This window comes from Vibrio pacinii DSM 19139, from assembly GCF_000711795.1.
GTDB classification, from domain to species: domain Bacteria; phylum Pseudomonadota; class Gammaproteobacteria; order Enterobacterales; family Vibrionaceae; genus Vibrio; species Vibrio pacinii.
In genome coordinates this window covers 72598-89184 of sequence record NZ_KL543977.1, presented here as the reverse complement: position 1 = coordinate 89184, position 16587 = coordinate 72598, and the positions used below count along the sequence as shown (strand labels likewise).

The following is a 16587-nucleotide window of genomic DNA, read 5'->3' as shown; positions in this document are numbered from 1 at the left end:
GGAATAGAGGGTTATGGCCAAGCTGGCAAGACCCTAAATGAGTGCCAGCAGAATGCCACCAACCGTTGCCGCTGCGGAAAGATATTGCCCTGCAGAATACGAACCATCTTCCTCTTGTTCAATTTTGTCTGGATGATCCATCCCTAGTGCGCCATGGGCAAACGACTCGACTTTCTCGCCGACGCTCTTATCAGCAATTTTACTTTCTTTATCAATCTCTTGAAGAGCAGCTAAAAGCGCTTTACCTTCATCGGAAAGGGTCACTTTATTTTGCTCCACTTTGAGTGGGGCTGGTTTAGAGGCGGCGTCAGCTGCAGCTGCTTGAGGCTTTACCTGCTGGGTCGGTGACAGCTTGGCTGGCTCCATTCCTACTGGTGTCATAATGATCTCCTTACATCATCCTCAGACAATATATCGACTGCTTTAAGAAAAACTTGTGCAAAATATGCAAAATTTGTATAAAAACAAACCAAGCATAAATCGTGCCTGTTTAACTATTAACCGTGCTTATTTAACTATTGCTCACTGGCTTCCTCGCCAGTGAGAAGAATGCGCGAGTGTTTACCACATTCCTCATCCAAAAAAAGCTCGTCTGATTGATGATCAAAGCAAAATCAGTGCCTATTGGCAGTCTGAGTCATTATTTGTTTGGCCGATATGGCGATAGGCCGCTTGGCGATTCTCTTCGCTGACGTAACGCGCTGGAGGTTCAAGAACATCAAGCCAGTAATCTTGCTTTAAGGATGTACTGATGGAGGTGAGCGATCCTGGGGTAATAACCACAACCTTGAGGTTTGGATTACGTTTGAGTATTGACGCCTTGATGCCTAGTCCTTGCTCGGTATGAAACTTGCCCGCAATATGGACGATTTGAACTGAGGGATGGTGTTGAAGGTAAGTGACAATACTGTCTGCCATCGTCTCATCCCATGTTACTTGCGCCGCATATTGACGTGTCGTTTGCTCCAGTGTGCCATGATGCATTGACGCCATAAATTTCTCTTTATAAGGGCTTTCGGAGTCGTCAATCTGCGCTGCAACCCATTGACGCTGTTGACTATCGAGTGTGTCAAGATAGCTTAACCCTTGTCGCCCGATACAGCGTACGATGGCTCTGGGCGCGTTCGCTGCGATAATATCGGCATTATGTGACTTGGCAAGTTCGATTAATGGTCGGTAATCACTTTCATAGTTTGGCCAAGCTGCGCCTTGCTTGATCAGCACCTGCTCTCCAATTTCGCCAGCTAAGTAACGGTCGACAACCGCTTGTTTGTCTCGCGAAAATTGCTCCATAGACAGTGTGACAGGTCGTTGCTGCTGTAGTCGCTGCTTAAGAAAGTCGCTTTGAAAGCGATGGATTCCAGCATGAGTATGCCACTCGCCAATTAAGATGATGTCGGCTTGGTTAATGTCGTCAGATAGTGTCTGTAGTTCGACGGGGGTCAATTGAGGAGAATAGAGTTGATAGTCATAAAAGCTAATGATCGCTTGCTCGGAATGGGGCGACATTGAGCAAGCGCTAAGTAGCGTTGATAATAGTGCGATGAATATACGCTGAAACATAAAAGCCTCCACTAAAGATAATCTAATAGTAATCGAGGCTATGGGACAACTCAATTTTAATGAGAATTATTGTCGTTTGTTTGGGTTATTGTTTACGATAAACTCGGATCATAAAATGTGCTTCACACTCAAATAAACTCGCCTGCGTCAGTTTTTGACGTAGTTCGTCACTGGCTTTCCACGCAAAAGGGGTCATTTGCAGTAGGTCGAATCCGGCCCCTTCACCTAGTGACATGGTGTAGTTAAGCATCTCTTGATGCTCAAGCTCAAAGCCTGCGATAGCCTCCGCTTCTTCGTTGTGCAGCCTGACGTCCGGGTAAATGTTAGCCCGTAGTTGATAAAGATGACGAGCGGCAGGCGTCACCGTGATGACAACCCCGTTGTCACTTACAACACGTTGTAGCTCTTGTGCCTTGCAAGGTGCATAAATACGCAGTACGGCATCTAAGCTTTGATCAGCAAAAGGTAAGCGATGACTCGAAGCGACACTGAAATGGCAGTTGAGGTAGCGTTTGGCGGCATAACGAATCGCTACTTTTGAAATGTCGAGGCCATAGGTTTGAGCTGGCTCGAACTGCTTAGTGAGCGCAGTGGCGACTTGCGTAGTGTAATAGCCCTCTCCACATCCAATATCGAGTAGGCGATGCGGAGTGTTAACTGTATGTTGTGCGCAAACTTCAGCGACTCGTTGCATCAAAGGTTGATAATGGCCCAGTTGCAAAAATCGACGACGAGCTTGCATCATCTCTTTGTTATCACCAGGATCTTTTGAGCGTTTATGTTGCACAGGCATGAGATTGACATAGCCTTCTTTCGCGAGATCAAAACTGTGGTTGTTGGCACACTGATAGGTGTGTTGAGAAAAACTCAAAGTTTGATGACATAGAGGGCAGGTGTAAGACATAAATCGCTCGCTTAATAGTGAAGGCGAAGATTTTATCAGGAAGCGTTGTCAGGCACTAGCACCAAGAAAACAAAGGGCAGTTTTGCTGCCCTAAGCCTAGGTTAATAAAAGATACTAATAACCGTATTGATGATCGTTGTTTTAATTACTTACTAGTAATTAACAACACAAACTAATAAGGAAGTAGATCACTATCCAGATAGTGGTACCTTGCTGAAGGACTATTGCTTAACGCTTTGTTCCATACAGATTCGGATAAGCCAAATTGCTTCCAAAGTGGCTTTCTATCGAAATGCTTCAGATGGTTTTGGGTATTTAATGTATAAACTGAGGTGATGCCAGCCAAGAATGAAACGGTATTCCATTGACGATTGGCGTCACTACCGGGTTTTGTCGCGAGCAGTGCAATAAGACCTGTTGCGTGCGAAACATCTGTAAATCTAGCGGATAAATAACCCACTGGATCGGATTTGATATTTTTTATTGGGTTAATCGATTTACCAGCCAGAGCGCCAAACGAAGAGCTGGTAAAATGGAAAAGTCGCATGACTAACTCGCTATTATAGGAGCTTTTACCTAAATGGTTCATGGTATTAAAGGCGATACCAGCAGAAGCACTAGAAATGCCGCTTACAATGCTAGCACCAGTAAATACAGCTTGCCGCAGAGTAATATGATCATCATAGAACGGCAGACTCTTTTTCCAACTGGAGCGGATGCTAAGTACCCGACCTTTGGCAATCGTTCTTCCAAGCTGGGCGCTCCCTTTTAGACCATATCCTACCCCCGCAATCGCGAGTGAAAAGCCCAACGCTTTACCTAATATCTGCAATCCCTTTGAAGCGTTGGGTTGCATCGATAAAGCAGTCACGGTCGAAATAGGTACAGATGCAACCTCTGCTAATGCTGATTTAGCAATGGCAAGACCTAACTGTGTCCCGGCTTTTGGTGCGGCAGCGGCAATCCCTAAACCACCAGTAATAAAGCCCAATGCCGCTCCGATTCCCACCTGCTTCCAGTCAAATTTATGCGTCGGATCAACTGCCATCTGAATACCCTCTGCGGCGGCAGATACTGCTGCTCCTACCACGGCACCCACAATAGCGCCGATTAAGATACTAAGCAGAGCAAAATGGCCACTTGGGTCGCGGCGGTTGACAGGGTCTCCGAGACAATAAGCATAGCCATTCACGCCGCCTGGACCAAAAGGGCTGAGGTTGTCGTGCGTATTAAAGCGCATTAGGGTTGGACTATACATCCGGTAACCATTACCTAGCGGATAGAGCTTAGTTGCTGGGTCTTGTCGAGCTCCGTTAAAACCTAACGGACTTTTCACAATAACATTTGTGTCAAAAGAACTGGTTGATGCTAATGCTGATGACATAGGCAATGACGCATTTGTGGTAGCAAGCGCTGAGAGTCCACCTGTCTGTTTTAAGAATAGTCTTCGGCTATGCAGATCGACTTTGTGTTTGCTATTCATAACAATCATCCTTTCCGTATGGTGTATAGCGGCGAGTTTGCTTGTCTCGATTCTCAGATTCTGCTGAGGTGGACAATGACTCAATGATGCTTCCTTGACTGTTGCCGAGTAACAGTTGGTGGTGGATATGATCGGCGTCATCACGGACACTTCGGCTAACAAGGCCTGGGGCAATATGATGGTAACTAGAATGCACTCCCCCTGACGTTTCATTGGCTAGTGTGTGACGGTAAAAAAGGTAGACTAATTGTTCCTGTACCGTTTGAGACACCATTCGACCGTCTCCGTCATACTGGTATCGCGATAGCTGTTCCCCATGAGCATTGTCAATTGAGGTTAACTGGCCTAATTCGTTGTAATGGTAGCCATTGTCCTGTTCATCATTCAACATGTTTCCGCTAACGCTGAAGTGCAATTGAACACTGGATGGATAACTGTGATGTGTGTTAGTAACCAGTACTAACTGGGTAGGGTTGTTAGGGTCATATGCATATACTGCGGTGTTCGATGTGCCATCACGAAAGTCGCTGACGACTTTAGCTATATTGCCATACAGGTCATGCTTGAATACTTGTTTAAGAAGACGATGGCCATATTCATCAGAAGGTGCATTGGGGCCATGGCATGAATAGGTCTCTAGACGCCCAAGTTCATCATAGTCGAAGGTTTCTGTTGTGGTCTCGAGTCCATCTGCATAGGCTCTGGTTTCTAATTGAAGATTACTATTATAATTTTGGTCAATACTAAACTCTTCGACACCATTAAACTTTGCCACTCGGTGGGTTTCCATGCCGATACTGTTGAATGTTAGCGCAATAACCGCGGTATCTTTTTCACGCTTGGTTGTATACATCCAAGGACGGCTAAATTTGTCGTAATCGATATGTGTTGTTGTGGTGACATCAGCAACATGTTCAGTAATAATTTCTGGTCGACCTAATGCGTCGTATTGATACTCCTGACGGTTACCAAAATAATCACAACTCTTTAGCAGCCTACCTTGGAGTGAATATTCTTCGCTTGCCTGTCTGATTTCACCATCATTAACCTCAATTTGATCAATTTCTATTCGACCATAAGAGTCACGAGTGACAGTTCGTTTAGCTCCCTGATTTAAGCTATCGGTTGGCAGCGCGGTTTGTGGGTCGAAGGTATAATGGCTGCTTAGTGCGGGTTTTCCGCGTACAGATACCGTTTCAGTGACTTGAAGCTGAGTATTATTTACCATATCGACAACACTGCCATCAGCTAATACTGCACTATCTGGTTGATTAGAGGCACCCACATAGTCATATGAGTTGATTGCTCCATTGACGGTCTCATCTTTTATTCGACCTAGTCCATCATAATTTCTGTCACCAAGCGATATACCATTAACCTTGACACTCTGGCATAGGTCTGCAGAAGTGAACTTAGGGTAAGAATAGGACTCAATGACATCTTGTCCATCAATAACTCGTACCACTTCTCTGAGTCGGTCAAACTCGTCATACCGATATCTTGTGGCTTTACCTTGAGTATCTGTTGTGTGGCGAAGTTTGCCGAAAGCATCATACTCATAGTGAGTTTTGGCCAGTATATTCCCTGCTGCGTCGATGGTTTCTCTATAAATTTCTAGACCAGAAAGGTTATAACTTGTTGTTTCTGTAATTAAGCCAACCTGCTTATGCACAGTCGTCAGTAACACTGGGTTTTGCTCTATAATTTCTTGGCGACCATCTGGGTGTTTTATCTCTCTCACTTCACCATTAACATCATATTGAAAACCAGTAGTAATACTAATTTGCTCTCCATTTAGCCAGTCAGTATCGACTACTGATTCTAGTTGACCATATTCGTTATAAGTCATTGACTTAATCGTATATAGATCAATACCCTGTGACTGCTTTATTGCTATGGCTTTTCCCGCATTGTTATACGCAGTGACTTCTAGGTTCCCTTTCGCGTCGCTTTGGGTGATGGTATTGTTGTCATTACCAACGGTATAGGCAAATGACGTTGCGGATTCGTTGTTTGTATTTGGTGCTACGATGATGTTTTTTTTTCTTCCTATAGAATCATAGGTTACTTTAATCGTAGATTCCCCCTCTGCTGTTTTCTCAATGGGTAGTCCCCAGAAATACTCTATAGAGGTAGAATAAGTTCTTGTTAACCCGTCATGAGTTAACACCGTTCTGGTTGTCTTAACTCCATTGCTTAAAGATTCGTAGTTGACAGTAACTGTGTTGTTATAGCCGTTTATACTGGAAACGAGTTTTTTTAAACGTCCGTAGGTATCAGACTCTTTATTATTGTCGTAATAGCTTAATTCGTCCGTTTGATTTTCATCACTTTCAGTGGCTAACACAATAAAATACTGACTTGGGTCGTCTAATCTTGCTAAGGAAGTATATGTGTATTTTGTTGTAAGAGGTGTTTCTCCATATTGATACGTGGCTGGAATAAACTGCTCTTCTTTTAACTGGGAAATCATATCGTAAGGGTCTGCAGGGCAATTACCCTCTTCCCCTTCAGCAGGGTAGTACCTATAAACCTGCTGAGAACCATCGGATTCTTGAATTAAAGTAGGGTTTGCGTAATCATCATATTGGTATCTTTTGGTGATACTTCTCGAAGCGCCATTATAATAATGGGTCGTCGTCTGAGTTTTGGGCAAGCTATAAATGGCAGGTTGCTGTTCTATACTTTTATTGAGAATCGCGTAATACTCATATGAGTCTTTTCTGTAGAGTGAATTATTATTATAGTGTTTCTCTGAGTCCAGTAAATGATATTTATTGTAACTTCTAACTATTTTTTTTGAGTTGTTAATGATCTCTGTAGTGGTATAAGTGTAATTAGCAGATGATTTAAATAATGTATCTTCGCCGGGAACCCATACTCTTTCACTAGCAAATCCTAGGTAGTTTTTATCTGAATAGTCATATTCTGTCAGTCGAGCAGGTTGACTATTATCAGAAGCAGGTATGAGTTTATGAGTTTGAATGAATGGAATTTTCGACAAAGGAGATCCAGATGGTAGGGAGTGACCATCATCGAGATAAACCATCTCTTCAATCAATCCAGAGGGGTGGGTGACCTTTTCTATGACGTCATAGTTTGAGCTCGAGATAAATCGATATTCAAACTCTACACAAGGTAGTTCATCAGCTAGTTTTACGCTGGATAAGCGTTTGAATACACCATTGTCGCTTTTATAAATAGTCAACACTTGGAATGTCTCTTTATCCAAATTATGGATAATATCGACTTTGGTTGCCTCCTCACTCCAGTTAAAGAGTACCTCACGTCCATCATCATCATAAATTTTATTTATTCTCCCCGTCCACTCGTGATAGCTAAAATAGACGTTTTTTCCATCCGGAGATGATATTTTATTTGTCTTTCCAGAACTTTCATTCAAATGCTCACAGACGCCTCCTTCGCTAATTACTTTTAGTTCTTTATTTTCAGCTGAGTATGTTATTTTAATGTCTTTGAGCTTTCTATATGGGATCTCATACTCTTTTTTTTCCCAAGGTTTAAATATCTTGAAAGATTGACCTGTTGAAAGGTTTATGGTGTTAGATACTTTGTCGTATTGACTGAGAGAAAGTGACCACCCACGACCAAAACCGATATCTTGTGTGCTACCAGCATTGTAAGAAAGCGTAATGGGTATGCTAGGGCCCAAAAGTTTATGTGACAAGAAATAGACTAGGGGGATACTTACAGAATACATCCCTGTTCTAACATCTACGTCAGAGGTCAGACTTTCCATAAAGTTATTAGCATTAGATTGAATACTCACAACATGTCCTTATTATACAATAATAAATCGATTAAATAATTTTTAAAATTGGACTGTAACACTATAATTTATAGTGTGACTAGTTAATGGAAGCGATAATACACCTTACCCCATTTGTCATTAGGATTTGAATGTCTAGATATATTTATTATCCCGTTATTACCATAATTATCCACAAATGTCACAAGTGGGCAATGAATTTCAATGTTGATTAATGGATTTATATATGTATGTAGATTATCTTGACCATTAAGCCAAGCAAAAGTGATACTGTTAGTAGTGTTGAATTTTAATGTTTCTGTTTCTTTTTCAACAAATTCTTCCCGGAAAGTAATTAAGTTCACAGTTATACCAAAATATGGAAAACTTGTACTTACTACTCCACGAACTGGTTCAAATAAGTATGCAGCACCATATTTTCGATTGCCGCTATATGGGTGTTCAGGTCCATTCGTCGATGAGATTAAATATCTTTTACCATTGTTTTCATGTTTTGTATCACAGCCACCAACACCTCTAATTTCCCGATTGTTTTTCAGCGTGAACCTCTCTTGAGCTATTGCATAAGAGTCGTTTTCATACCATTCACGGCTAGTTACTTGATCTAGATCTTCGATACCATAGTTTATTTCTGGAACCACGTTTAAATAAACAAGACCACTATTAACATCTCCGTTGCAAGTTGTCAGTGTTTCCCTATTTCCATTAGCATTTGATGCCACAAGTTCAGCGCATAATGTGATATTATTATCACTATTTCGCGTTGATAAATAAAATATTTGACTAGTAGAGTTTTGAACAGTTTTATTTTTTTCAGCTGAGCGATACCCACTAATGTCACTATCGTACCCGTTATCAATGGAACTATTTTCCCAGCTACTTGGTAATGGATTATTCGTATAAGCTTCCCTTATTGAAAGTTTTTCAACTGTGTAGTCTTGAGGAATGTTTTTATATGATACAAGCAACTTCGCTTGCATGTTCCCATTAGCGTAGATAGTTGCCGAGGATAAACCAGAAATTGTCCTTATAGTTAGAGATGGACTGCTACTCTGCGCTAGAGATATAGAGGGTAGTAGGGAGATTATTAATAAATTAACGATGTTAGATATTTTTAAAAGTCTCATACATGACTCCATTTAATCAGTTGATTGAAATATGATTACTAGCTTTTAATAATATTGTTGAAAATAAATTTAACTAATGATTTTGGTACTGACAATTAAATGTAGATTGCTTTTGATAAAACTGTCATTAAAAAACTGTTAAACACAATGTTTATATCCATGTCGATATTTTATTAATGTGAATAAATACTCATAATGTCCATATATATTGTGTGTATTTAGAAGTTGTTTTTAGTCTTTGAAATGTCCATATTCCATTACGCTAGGATCAACTAACTAAACGAAGTGGCTGATATATTTAGAAAATTCATTTAGCAACAAGGTTTAGAGACCAACTATACAGTCTTTGGTGGAAGCTTAAAGAGAGGGAGTAAAGAGAAAGCAGAAGTGAAAAAACATCATTGCCAATCTAGTGGCAATTGAATAGACGCAGGTCTGGCGACCTGCGTACAGGAAGCTACTTACTTGAGATGGTGGTGACCAACTGATGAGTTTCGCCAGGTTGCAGCGTTTTTCCTTGCTCTAATGTGGCCGCGTGCAATGTTGATTCAACGCAGAGAAAGGTTTGATAGCCATTATCGGCCATATCACCCATGCTTTGTGCGCCTTCGGACCATGGGTTCCAAAGTACCGCCGAGTTGTGACCTTGATTCTTGACAACCATAGAGCGACCTAACACGGGATCTTTAACGATAATGTTCGCTTGCGGCTGAGTGTAAACACGATCAATGGTGTCGGTAAGCTGAAGTACATCATCACCTTGGAAAATCCCGCCACCTTTTAGGCTATCGATATATTGAGATCCCATACCTGTGGTTTGTGCTTGGGTAATATCACCGAGGTTAAGGTAGGTATGCAGCGCGCCGGAAAATGTCCAAGGTGTTTGATCGGTATTTTGTACATTTAGAGTCACTGTGAGCTCTTCACTGACTTCGACCAAGAGTCGAGCAGAAAAGAGGTGTGGCCACACCGAAAGAGTCTCTTCAGAAGGCATCAAACCAAGCTCAACGATAACGCCGTTATCACTTTCACGATGTTCGATCAGTGTCCATTGCGAAGTGCGCGCAAAGCCGTGAGCAGGGGCGGCAAGACGGCCAAACCATGGCCAACATATTGGAATACCACCGCGTAATGCTGTTTTTCCATCAAATTTGGCTTGCTCACTCATCCAAATCAGATCGTCTTGACCTTCAGGTTTGAATGACACCACGTGACCGCCATGAAGAGCGATACCAGCAGATGCTTTATTGTGGATGATTCGGACGATTTTTACTTTGTCTTGTTCGACGATCGTGACGTTATCAGACAGTACCGTTAATGCCGGTAATTGGTTCAGGTTCATCGCATGTCCCTCAAAAATAAATTGTATTCAATTAGACAGGGTTTCACTTCTTATATGAAGCGCTTCCAATTGAATCAAATCTAGCTCAGGATATTTTTGCCAGTGAGCAATAGAACAGGTACAAAAAAGGCGACTCGAGAGCCGCCTTTACGATATTCTGCGCTAAACGCTTATCTTAAAGTAATGATTACTTAGAGATGTGAGCGATTAGGTCTAGAACTTTGTTTGAGTAACCGATTTCGTTGTCGTACCAAGATACAACTTTAACGAATTTGTCAGTTAGAGCAACACCAGCTTTAGCATCGAATACTGAAGTTTGAACTTCACCGATGAAATCTTGTGATACAACTTGGTCTTCAGTGTAACCTAGAACACCTTTAAGCTCGCCTTCAGACGCTTCTTTCATCGCAGCACAGATAGCTTCGTAAGATGCAGCAGTCTTAAGGTTAACTGTTAGGTCAACAACAGAAACGTTAGCTGTTGGTACGCGGAAAGCCATACCAGTTAGTTTGCCGTTTAGTTCTGGAAGAACAACGCCTACTGCTTTAGCAGCACCAGTTGATGATGGGATGATGTTTTGAGAAGCACCACGGCCACCGCGCCAGTCTTTAGCAGAAGGGCCATCTACAGTTTTTTGAGTTGCTGTAGTAGCGTGAACTGTTGTCATAAGACCAGATTCGATACCGAACTTGTCGTTAAGAACTTTAGCAACAGGTGCTAGACAGTTAGTAGTACAAGAAGCGTTAGAAACGATGTCTTGACCTGCGTAAGTTGCGTCGTTTACGCCCATAACGAACATTGGAGTCGCGTCTTTAGAAGGGCCAGTTAGAACAACTTTTTTAGCGCCAGCTGTGATGTGCTTACGTGCAGTCTCATCTGTTAGGAAAAGACCAGTTGCTTCAGCAACAACGTCAACGTCGATTGCATCCCACTTAAGATCTTCAGGGTTACGCTCTGCAGTTACACGTACAGTTTTGCCGTTAACGATTAGGTTACCGCCTTCAACTTCAACAGTACCGTTGAAACGGCCGTGAGTTGAATCGTACTTAAGCATGTATGCCATGTACTCAACGTCGATAAGATCGTTAATACCTACTACTTCGATATCGTTGCGCTCTTGCGCTGCACGAAATACGAAACGACCGATACGGCCAAAACCGTTAATACCTACTTTGATAGTCATTATAGTTGCTCCACAACTTAATTTCTGATTAAAGATAACTGGTAGTAAAATTACAGAATCCAGTCAAAATCTGCAACTGATAATCGGACTTAACTTGTTTAAAGTCAAAAAAAAGTGACGCTTTTTTTCACAATTAGTCGCAAATGGTCAACTTTTGAACGGATTGCTAGTTTCTTCCTAAACCAGTTGACGTAAAATAGTTTAGATGTTGACAGCAGTGCTGAAAGTTTGAACATCCTTTTATGGTTTCAAAGTATGTGCTACAAAGGTTGATATTCGCAAGTTTTTCGAAAAAAAAATCATGATTAAAATTGAGAATACGGAGAAATAACGTTTTGAAACATAAGGTAGAGAAAGTCACTAAGCCTGATGAATACTGGCGTGAAAAGCTATCTGATGAACAGTACCGAGTGTGCCGAGAGCAGGGTACTGAAGCACCATTTTCTGGGACGTTACTGCATAATAAAGAGACGGGAGTGTATTACTGCACTTGCTGTGAAGCACCACTGTTTATCTCTGATAATAAGTATGACTCTGGATGTGGTTGGCCAAGCTTTGATGCCCCTATCAATAAAGAGGCTATTCGCTATTTAGAAGATGTGAGTCACGGAATGGTGAGAACTGAGATACGTTGTGCCACATGTGACAGCCACCTAGGTCACATTTTTAATGATGGACCGCAAACAACAGGTGAGCGTTACTGTGTTAACTCAGTGTCGTTAATTTTCAACAATTGATAAAAAAGCGGTGATTTAACCACCGCTGATTGTTTTATCCTTTCACTTTACCGTTTGGCGCTTGCAAATTTGGGAATTTGTTCTGAGTTGAAAGCGCCAGCACGGATGGAATCTTCGATTTGCTCGGCGATGTCGTCAAGTTGGTCATAAATGCTGGGCTCAAATCCGTACAGCAATTGTAATTCACTTTGAGACGCGATCGGTACATTGAACGATTCGGCAATACGTGTCCATATGTACGCTTCTTCCTTCAAGTTAAGTCGGTACGTGGTACTGGCCAGAGACTTAAATATTTCGGTATTGATATTGTTACCCTTGGTCAACTCAAGGGCATGAAATAATAGTTGGCGTGTCTTTCCCTGATCACGGCTAGTGTAAAAAGTCGCCAGGGCATATTGCATTTCCGCGCTTTCTAGTGCGGGAGATCCTTCGAGTTGCAAGAAGCGTCGCCGTGCTTGATCATCCCCAATTTGACTCCACAAAAAGTAAAGTGCGTTCGGAGATGAAGACTGTTGTAATTTAGTGACTATGTGTTCTAAGTCTTCACCAGAATTGACCAGTGCATTGAAGCGACGTTGTTTCAAATTGGTTTGATCGAGTGGTTGAATTTGTGCGGCGAGCCCGAGACACTTTCGATAGTCGGCTAGTAGCAGGTATTCTTTTATTTGGTTAGTGTCTGTTGGGTTTTTTAATACTTCAAAACGATGCCATATAAGATCCGTGCGAGGAACGCGGCACTGACCATCGTCAATGTTGAGTCGCTCGCATTGCAAGGCTGGGTTGTCATTGCATAATTGTTCAGTGTTCTTGTTTCCTTCGAAGCACCCTGTAAGCAGGAGGCTCGATCCCAAGAGTGTTAGCGCGTTGGTTATCTTCATACTATCGTTGCTTGTGATCCGTTACACTTAATCATTGCAGGTGTCTTGACTCGTTCTGCTAGCCCGGTAGTGTTTGCTTACTTTAGTCGATTTATAGGACATAACATGGACGCAGAGCAGTTAATTAATGCCATCACACCTGAGGCTTATGAGCGTCTACTATTTGCAGTAGAAACTGGTAAGTGGCCCGAGGGTACTCTACTTTCTGAGCAGCAGCGAGGCACTTGTATGCAAGCTGTGATGTTGTATCAATCTAAGCATAATGCAGAAGCTCAACATATGACAGTTGCTCAGGGTGGAGAAATCAGTTTTAAATCTAAAGCGGAGCTGAAAAGGCAGTTTCAGCAAGGGCAGGATGACATTGTGCGAGTCAACCCAAATCAAGAGTGAATCGCTTTAACGAAGATCAATAAATCACAAAGGCAAGGGAAACCTTGCCTTTTGCTATAGCGGTGTTAGCTAAGATGTTACCCACAGCACTTTTTGAATTTTTTGCCGCTGCCGCACAAACATGGATCATTTCGACCAAGCTTAATACTGCTTATTGATTCATTTAACCTAGCATCAATGTCGCGTACAGTGTCACTTTCCGAAGGGAAGGTTCCATCGATATACAGCCATTGGCCATTCTCCCGCACAAAGCGAGAACGCTCTTGTAGGCAATACTCGTCGCCCTCTTGGCGGAAAAAGGCTTTAAAGGTAACAAAACCTTCATCGATGTGGCTGCCATCTTCGCTGCAAATAACTTCTAAGCGTGTCCAATCGCTGTCAATTGACTCGGCGATTTCGCTGCGCTGTGCTTGTGCTTGGCAGCTAGGATGGTATGTGTTGACGACAAAATCGACCAACCCTTTGACATGCGCACAGTAGCGGGCACGCATCAATGTTTCTGGGGTGTGGGCTTGAGTGATATCATTGTGCACGCGACCACAGCACTGTTCATAGGCGCTTGGCTTTCCACAAGGGCAGGAATTCATACCGACTCCAATTAGTTTGTTTTGACAGACAGAATATCAGCGGTCCATTTCACCGATTCATCGTAGCACTCACTTAATGTGCTCTGGTCAATGCCGATCTTGTCACAGTAGTGATTTACATCGTCCCACTGTGCCTGTTCGTAGGCTTTGGTTAGTGAAAGAATATCGCCCAGAGTGCCTTCGTTGTTGGTAATGGCAAGCTTGATTGATTCGTCAATTGATATTTGGCTGACGATTTGTTCAAGAGGGCGATCAAGTAGGCTGTCGAGCAATGAGAACATTCCGGTTAGAAACGCTTGACCAGACTCAAATTTGGTCTCTAGCCGAGAGACAACAAGTTCGCAATAACGCGCACGCTGAATTGATAGCCGATAGAGATAATCGGGTTTGCTGTCTTGGCTAGAAGCGAGTGCAACTAACGAGATAAATTTACGCAATTTGTCTTCACCCAAGTAGATAAGCGCCTGCTTGAATGAATGAATCTTAGTCATGACAATAGATGACGAGTTGACAAAACTGAGCAGCTTATACGATAGGGTGACATCAGTGCTAATCAAAGACTCAATTGCCGCAAAATCCATGTCTTGTTTGGCTATTTCCGTGAGAAGCTGAATGACCGTCATGAATGAAGGCTCAAGCGATTTACGTGTGATCATCTCGGGTTTGCTAAAAAAGTAACCTTGAAAATAATCAAATCCTGCGTCTTTTGCCAATTCGAACTCTTGGTAAGTCTCAACTTTTTCAGCAAGAAATTCGATATTGCTACCACTTAAACGCAGCATAAAAATGCGTGCTTTCTCGATGGGAACTTGGCGTATATCGAACTTAATTATTGAGATATAAGGAAGAAATGCTCGCCACTCTTTGCTTGGAATAAAATCATCCAATGCGATTTTATAGCCAAGGGCGGTCATCTCTTTGATCGCATCAAGTAATTCTGTAGTCGGCGGGCAGTCTTCAAGCACTTCGACGACTAAATTATCCATTGGAAACAGAGTCGGGACTCGATTGATTAAGCTTTGATAGGGAAAGTTAACAAAGCCAAGTTTGTCGCCCAAGGTATCGTAGTGAGTAGAGAGAAAATGGTCAGACAACAAGCGACTTGTTGCCTGTTCTGGATCAATTTCTGGAAACGTGTTTTGTGGTCCATCCCTAAAGAGAAGCTCATAGCCAACCGTTTGCTTATTGATATCTAAAATAGGTTGTCTTGCGACGTATGAGTATTTCAAGGTAATAACCTGCTCCGTATGAATCATTTATGCGTTTGACTGCCCAAATCATTGGACGGCGACATTATGCATAAAAACTGCGCTTATCCTGAAAAAGGTCTTTGCTGTAACTCGAAATCATTTTTATCGAATGTTAACACTGAGCCCTGTGTATACCAATCACCTAACACAATTCTGGTGCAGATGGTTTGGTCTGACTCGAATGTGTGAACGTTAGGCCGATGCGTATGGCCATGGATCATTAGGTAGACATTATAGGCTTGCATGACGTGTTCTACTTCGCTCTGTGTCACATCCATGATGTCGAGCGACTTAGTTTGTTTATCGGTTTTGATATCTGACTGTATCTTACTGACAATTTTTTTCTTATAACGCATCGGAATACGATTAAACAACCATTGTAGCCAAGGTTGATGAACCTTTTTGCGGTATTCGAGGTATTTGACATCTCGGGTGCATAAGGTGTCACCATGCAATACTAAGGCTTTTCTTCCGTAGAGGTCGATAACGGTTTCGTCGCCCAGTAGCGTCACGCCTGTTTGGCGGCTAAAACGTTTGCCAACCAGAAAATCGCGGTTACCCTGGGTAAAGAAACAAGCAACACCGCTGTCGGTCAAGGTTTTAAACTCGGCTCTAATTTGTTCGGCAAATTCAGATCGGTCGTCATCGCCAATCCAGAACTCAAACAGATCCCCGAGCACATATAATGCTTCAGCATGGATGGCTTCTTGGCGCATAAATCGAACAAAGCAATCGGTGGTTGCTGGGGTCGCGGGAGAGAGGTGAAGATCAGATATAAATAATGTGGTCATAGTCAATACAAACAGAGCGCACTAGGCGCTCTGTTATTCTTTATTATTCTTCGATAGTCGTGCCAGTGATCATTACATCTTCGAGTGGTACGTCTTGATGCATGCCTGATGAGCCAGTGCTCACGCCTTTGATCTTGTTGACGATATCCATGCCTTCAACGACTTCAGCGAAGACACAGTAACCCCATCCGTCTAGGCTTTCACTACGAAAATCTAGGAAAGTGTTGTTGTTAACGTTGATGAAGAATTGAGAGCTTGCTGAATGCGGTTCCATGGTACGTGCCATCGCCAACGTGCCGATTTTATTGCTTAGGCCGTTGTTTGCTTCGTTCTTAATTGCTGCGCGAGTCGGTTTTTCACGAAGGCCAGACTCCATACCACCACCTTGAATCATGAAACCATCGATAACACGGTGGAAAAGAGTGTTGTCGTAGAAACCATCACGGCAGTACTGAAGGAAGTTTGCGCTAGTTTCTGGTGCTTTTTCATCGTTGAGCTGAATTTTGATGTCACCAAAATTAGTGTGAAGGGTGATCATGATTGTTTCCTTTACAGATGTTTT

Annotated in this window: 15 protein-coding genes; 2 read left to right on the top strand and 13 right to left on the bottom strand. The window is 42.5% G+C overall.

The features are described from left to right. Positions 1–33: 33 nt before the first annotated feature. The 8 genes from BS19_RS16990 to gap all read right to left on the bottom strand — a co-directional run bounded on the left by BS19_RS16990 (position 34) and on the right by gap (position 11392). Entirely contained in the window at positions 34–381 is a 348-nt protein-coding gene (locus BS19_RS16990; RefSeq protein WP_038176948.1) for a hypothetical protein, read from the bottom strand. A gap of 240 nt (positions 382–621) precedes the next feature. Next, positions 622–1563, bottom strand: a complete 942-nt coding sequence (locus BS19_RS16985) for a ChaN family lipoprotein (RefSeq protein WP_038176947.1) — start codon at positions 1561–1563, stop codon at positions 622–624. 85 nt (positions 1564–1648) lie between these two features. Continuing rightward, positions 1649–2467 (bottom strand): 23S rRNA (guanine(745)-N(1))-methyltransferase, encoded by an 819-nt coding sequence (rlmA, locus tag BS19_RS16980; protein WP_038176946.1) that lies wholly within the window; start codon positions 2465–2467, stop codon positions 1649–1651. Positions 2468–2639: 172 nt separating this feature from the next. Next, on the bottom strand, positions 2640–3950 hold the full coding sequence (locus tag BS19_RS16975) for an RHS repeat-associated core domain-containing protein (protein WP_038176944.1): 1311 nt from the start codon (positions 3948–3950) through the stop codon (positions 2640–2642). Then, a complete protein-coding gene (locus tag BS19_RS16970) occupies positions 3943–7740 on the bottom strand; it encodes a hypothetical protein (protein ID WP_038176942.1) in 3798 nt (1265 codons plus the stop codon). The genes BS19_RS16975 and BS19_RS16970 overlap by 8 nt, the downstream gene beginning before the upstream one ends. Before the next feature lie 83 nt (positions 7741–7823). After that, a complete protein-coding gene (locus BS19_RS16965) occupies positions 7824–8867 on the bottom strand; it encodes a hypothetical protein (RefSeq protein ID WP_038176940.1) in 1044 nt (347 codons plus the stop codon). 457 nt (positions 8868–9324) lie between these two features. Then, complete coding sequence (locus tag BS19_RS16960) at positions 9325–10209, bottom strand: D-hexose-6-phosphate mutarotase (RefSeq protein ID WP_038176939.1); 885 nt, start codon at positions 10207–10209, stop codon at positions 9325–9327. 187 nt (positions 10210–10396) lie between these two features. Beyond that, positions 10397–11392: a type I glyceraldehyde-3-phosphate dehydrogenase gene (gene gap / locus BS19_RS16955; RefSeq protein ID WP_038176937.1), complete on the bottom strand. Its 996-nt coding sequence runs from the start codon at positions 11390–11392 to the stop codon at positions 10397–10399. 335 nt (positions 11393–11727) lie between these two features. On the opposite strand from gap, the gene msrB reads away from it, so the two are divergent. Then, complete coding sequence (gene msrB / locus BS19_RS16950) at positions 11728–12129, top strand: peptide-methionine (R)-S-oxide reductase MsrB (RefSeq protein ID WP_038176936.1); 402 nt, start codon at positions 11728–11730, stop codon at positions 12127–12129. A gap of 47 nt (positions 12130–12176) precedes the next feature. Here the strand turns inward: msrB and BS19_RS16945 are convergent, their stop codons facing one another. Then, on the bottom strand, positions 12177–13007 hold the full coding sequence (locus BS19_RS16945) for a DUF2989 domain-containing protein (RefSeq protein ID WP_038176935.1): 831 nt from the start codon (positions 13005–13007) through the stop codon (positions 12177–12179). A 105-nt stretch (positions 13008–13112) separates the two neighbouring features. Here BS19_RS16945 and BS19_RS16940 point away from each other — a divergent pair, with 105 nt between their 5' ends. Then, the gene (locus tag BS19_RS16940) at positions 13113–13397 is read left to right on the top strand and encodes a YeaC family protein (protein ID WP_038176934.1); all 285 of its coding nucleotides are present in this window, start codon (positions 13113–13115) and stop codon (positions 13395–13397) included. A gap of 77 nt (positions 13398–13474) precedes the next feature. Here BS19_RS16940 and BS19_RS16935 read toward each other — a convergent pair whose 3' ends face one another. From BS19_RS16935 to BS19_RS16920, 4 genes are all read right to left on the bottom strand, one after another. After that, a complete protein-coding gene (locus BS19_RS16935; RefSeq protein WP_084186054.1) occupies positions 13475–13984 on the bottom strand; it encodes a YchJ family metal-binding protein in 510 nt (169 codons plus the stop codon). A gap of 11 nt (positions 13985–13995) precedes the next feature. Next, positions 13996–15213, bottom strand: a complete 1218-nt coding sequence (locus tag BS19_RS16930) for an EAL and HDOD domain-containing protein (RefSeq protein WP_038177248.1) — start codon at positions 15211–15213, stop codon at positions 13996–13998. Between the two features lie 83 nt (positions 15214–15296). Then, positions 15297–16025 (bottom strand): UDP-2,3-diacylglucosamine diphosphatase, encoded by a 729-nt coding sequence (lpxH, locus tag BS19_RS16925; protein WP_038176933.1) that lies wholly within the window; start codon positions 16023–16025, stop codon positions 15297–15299. A gap of 43 nt (positions 16026–16068) precedes the next feature. Continuing rightward, the gene (locus BS19_RS16920) at positions 16069–16563 is read right to left on the bottom strand and encodes a peptidylprolyl isomerase (protein ID WP_038176931.1); all 495 of its coding nucleotides are present in this window, start codon (positions 16561–16563) and stop codon (positions 16069–16071) included. Between the last annotated feature and the right edge of the window lie 24 nt (positions 16564–16587).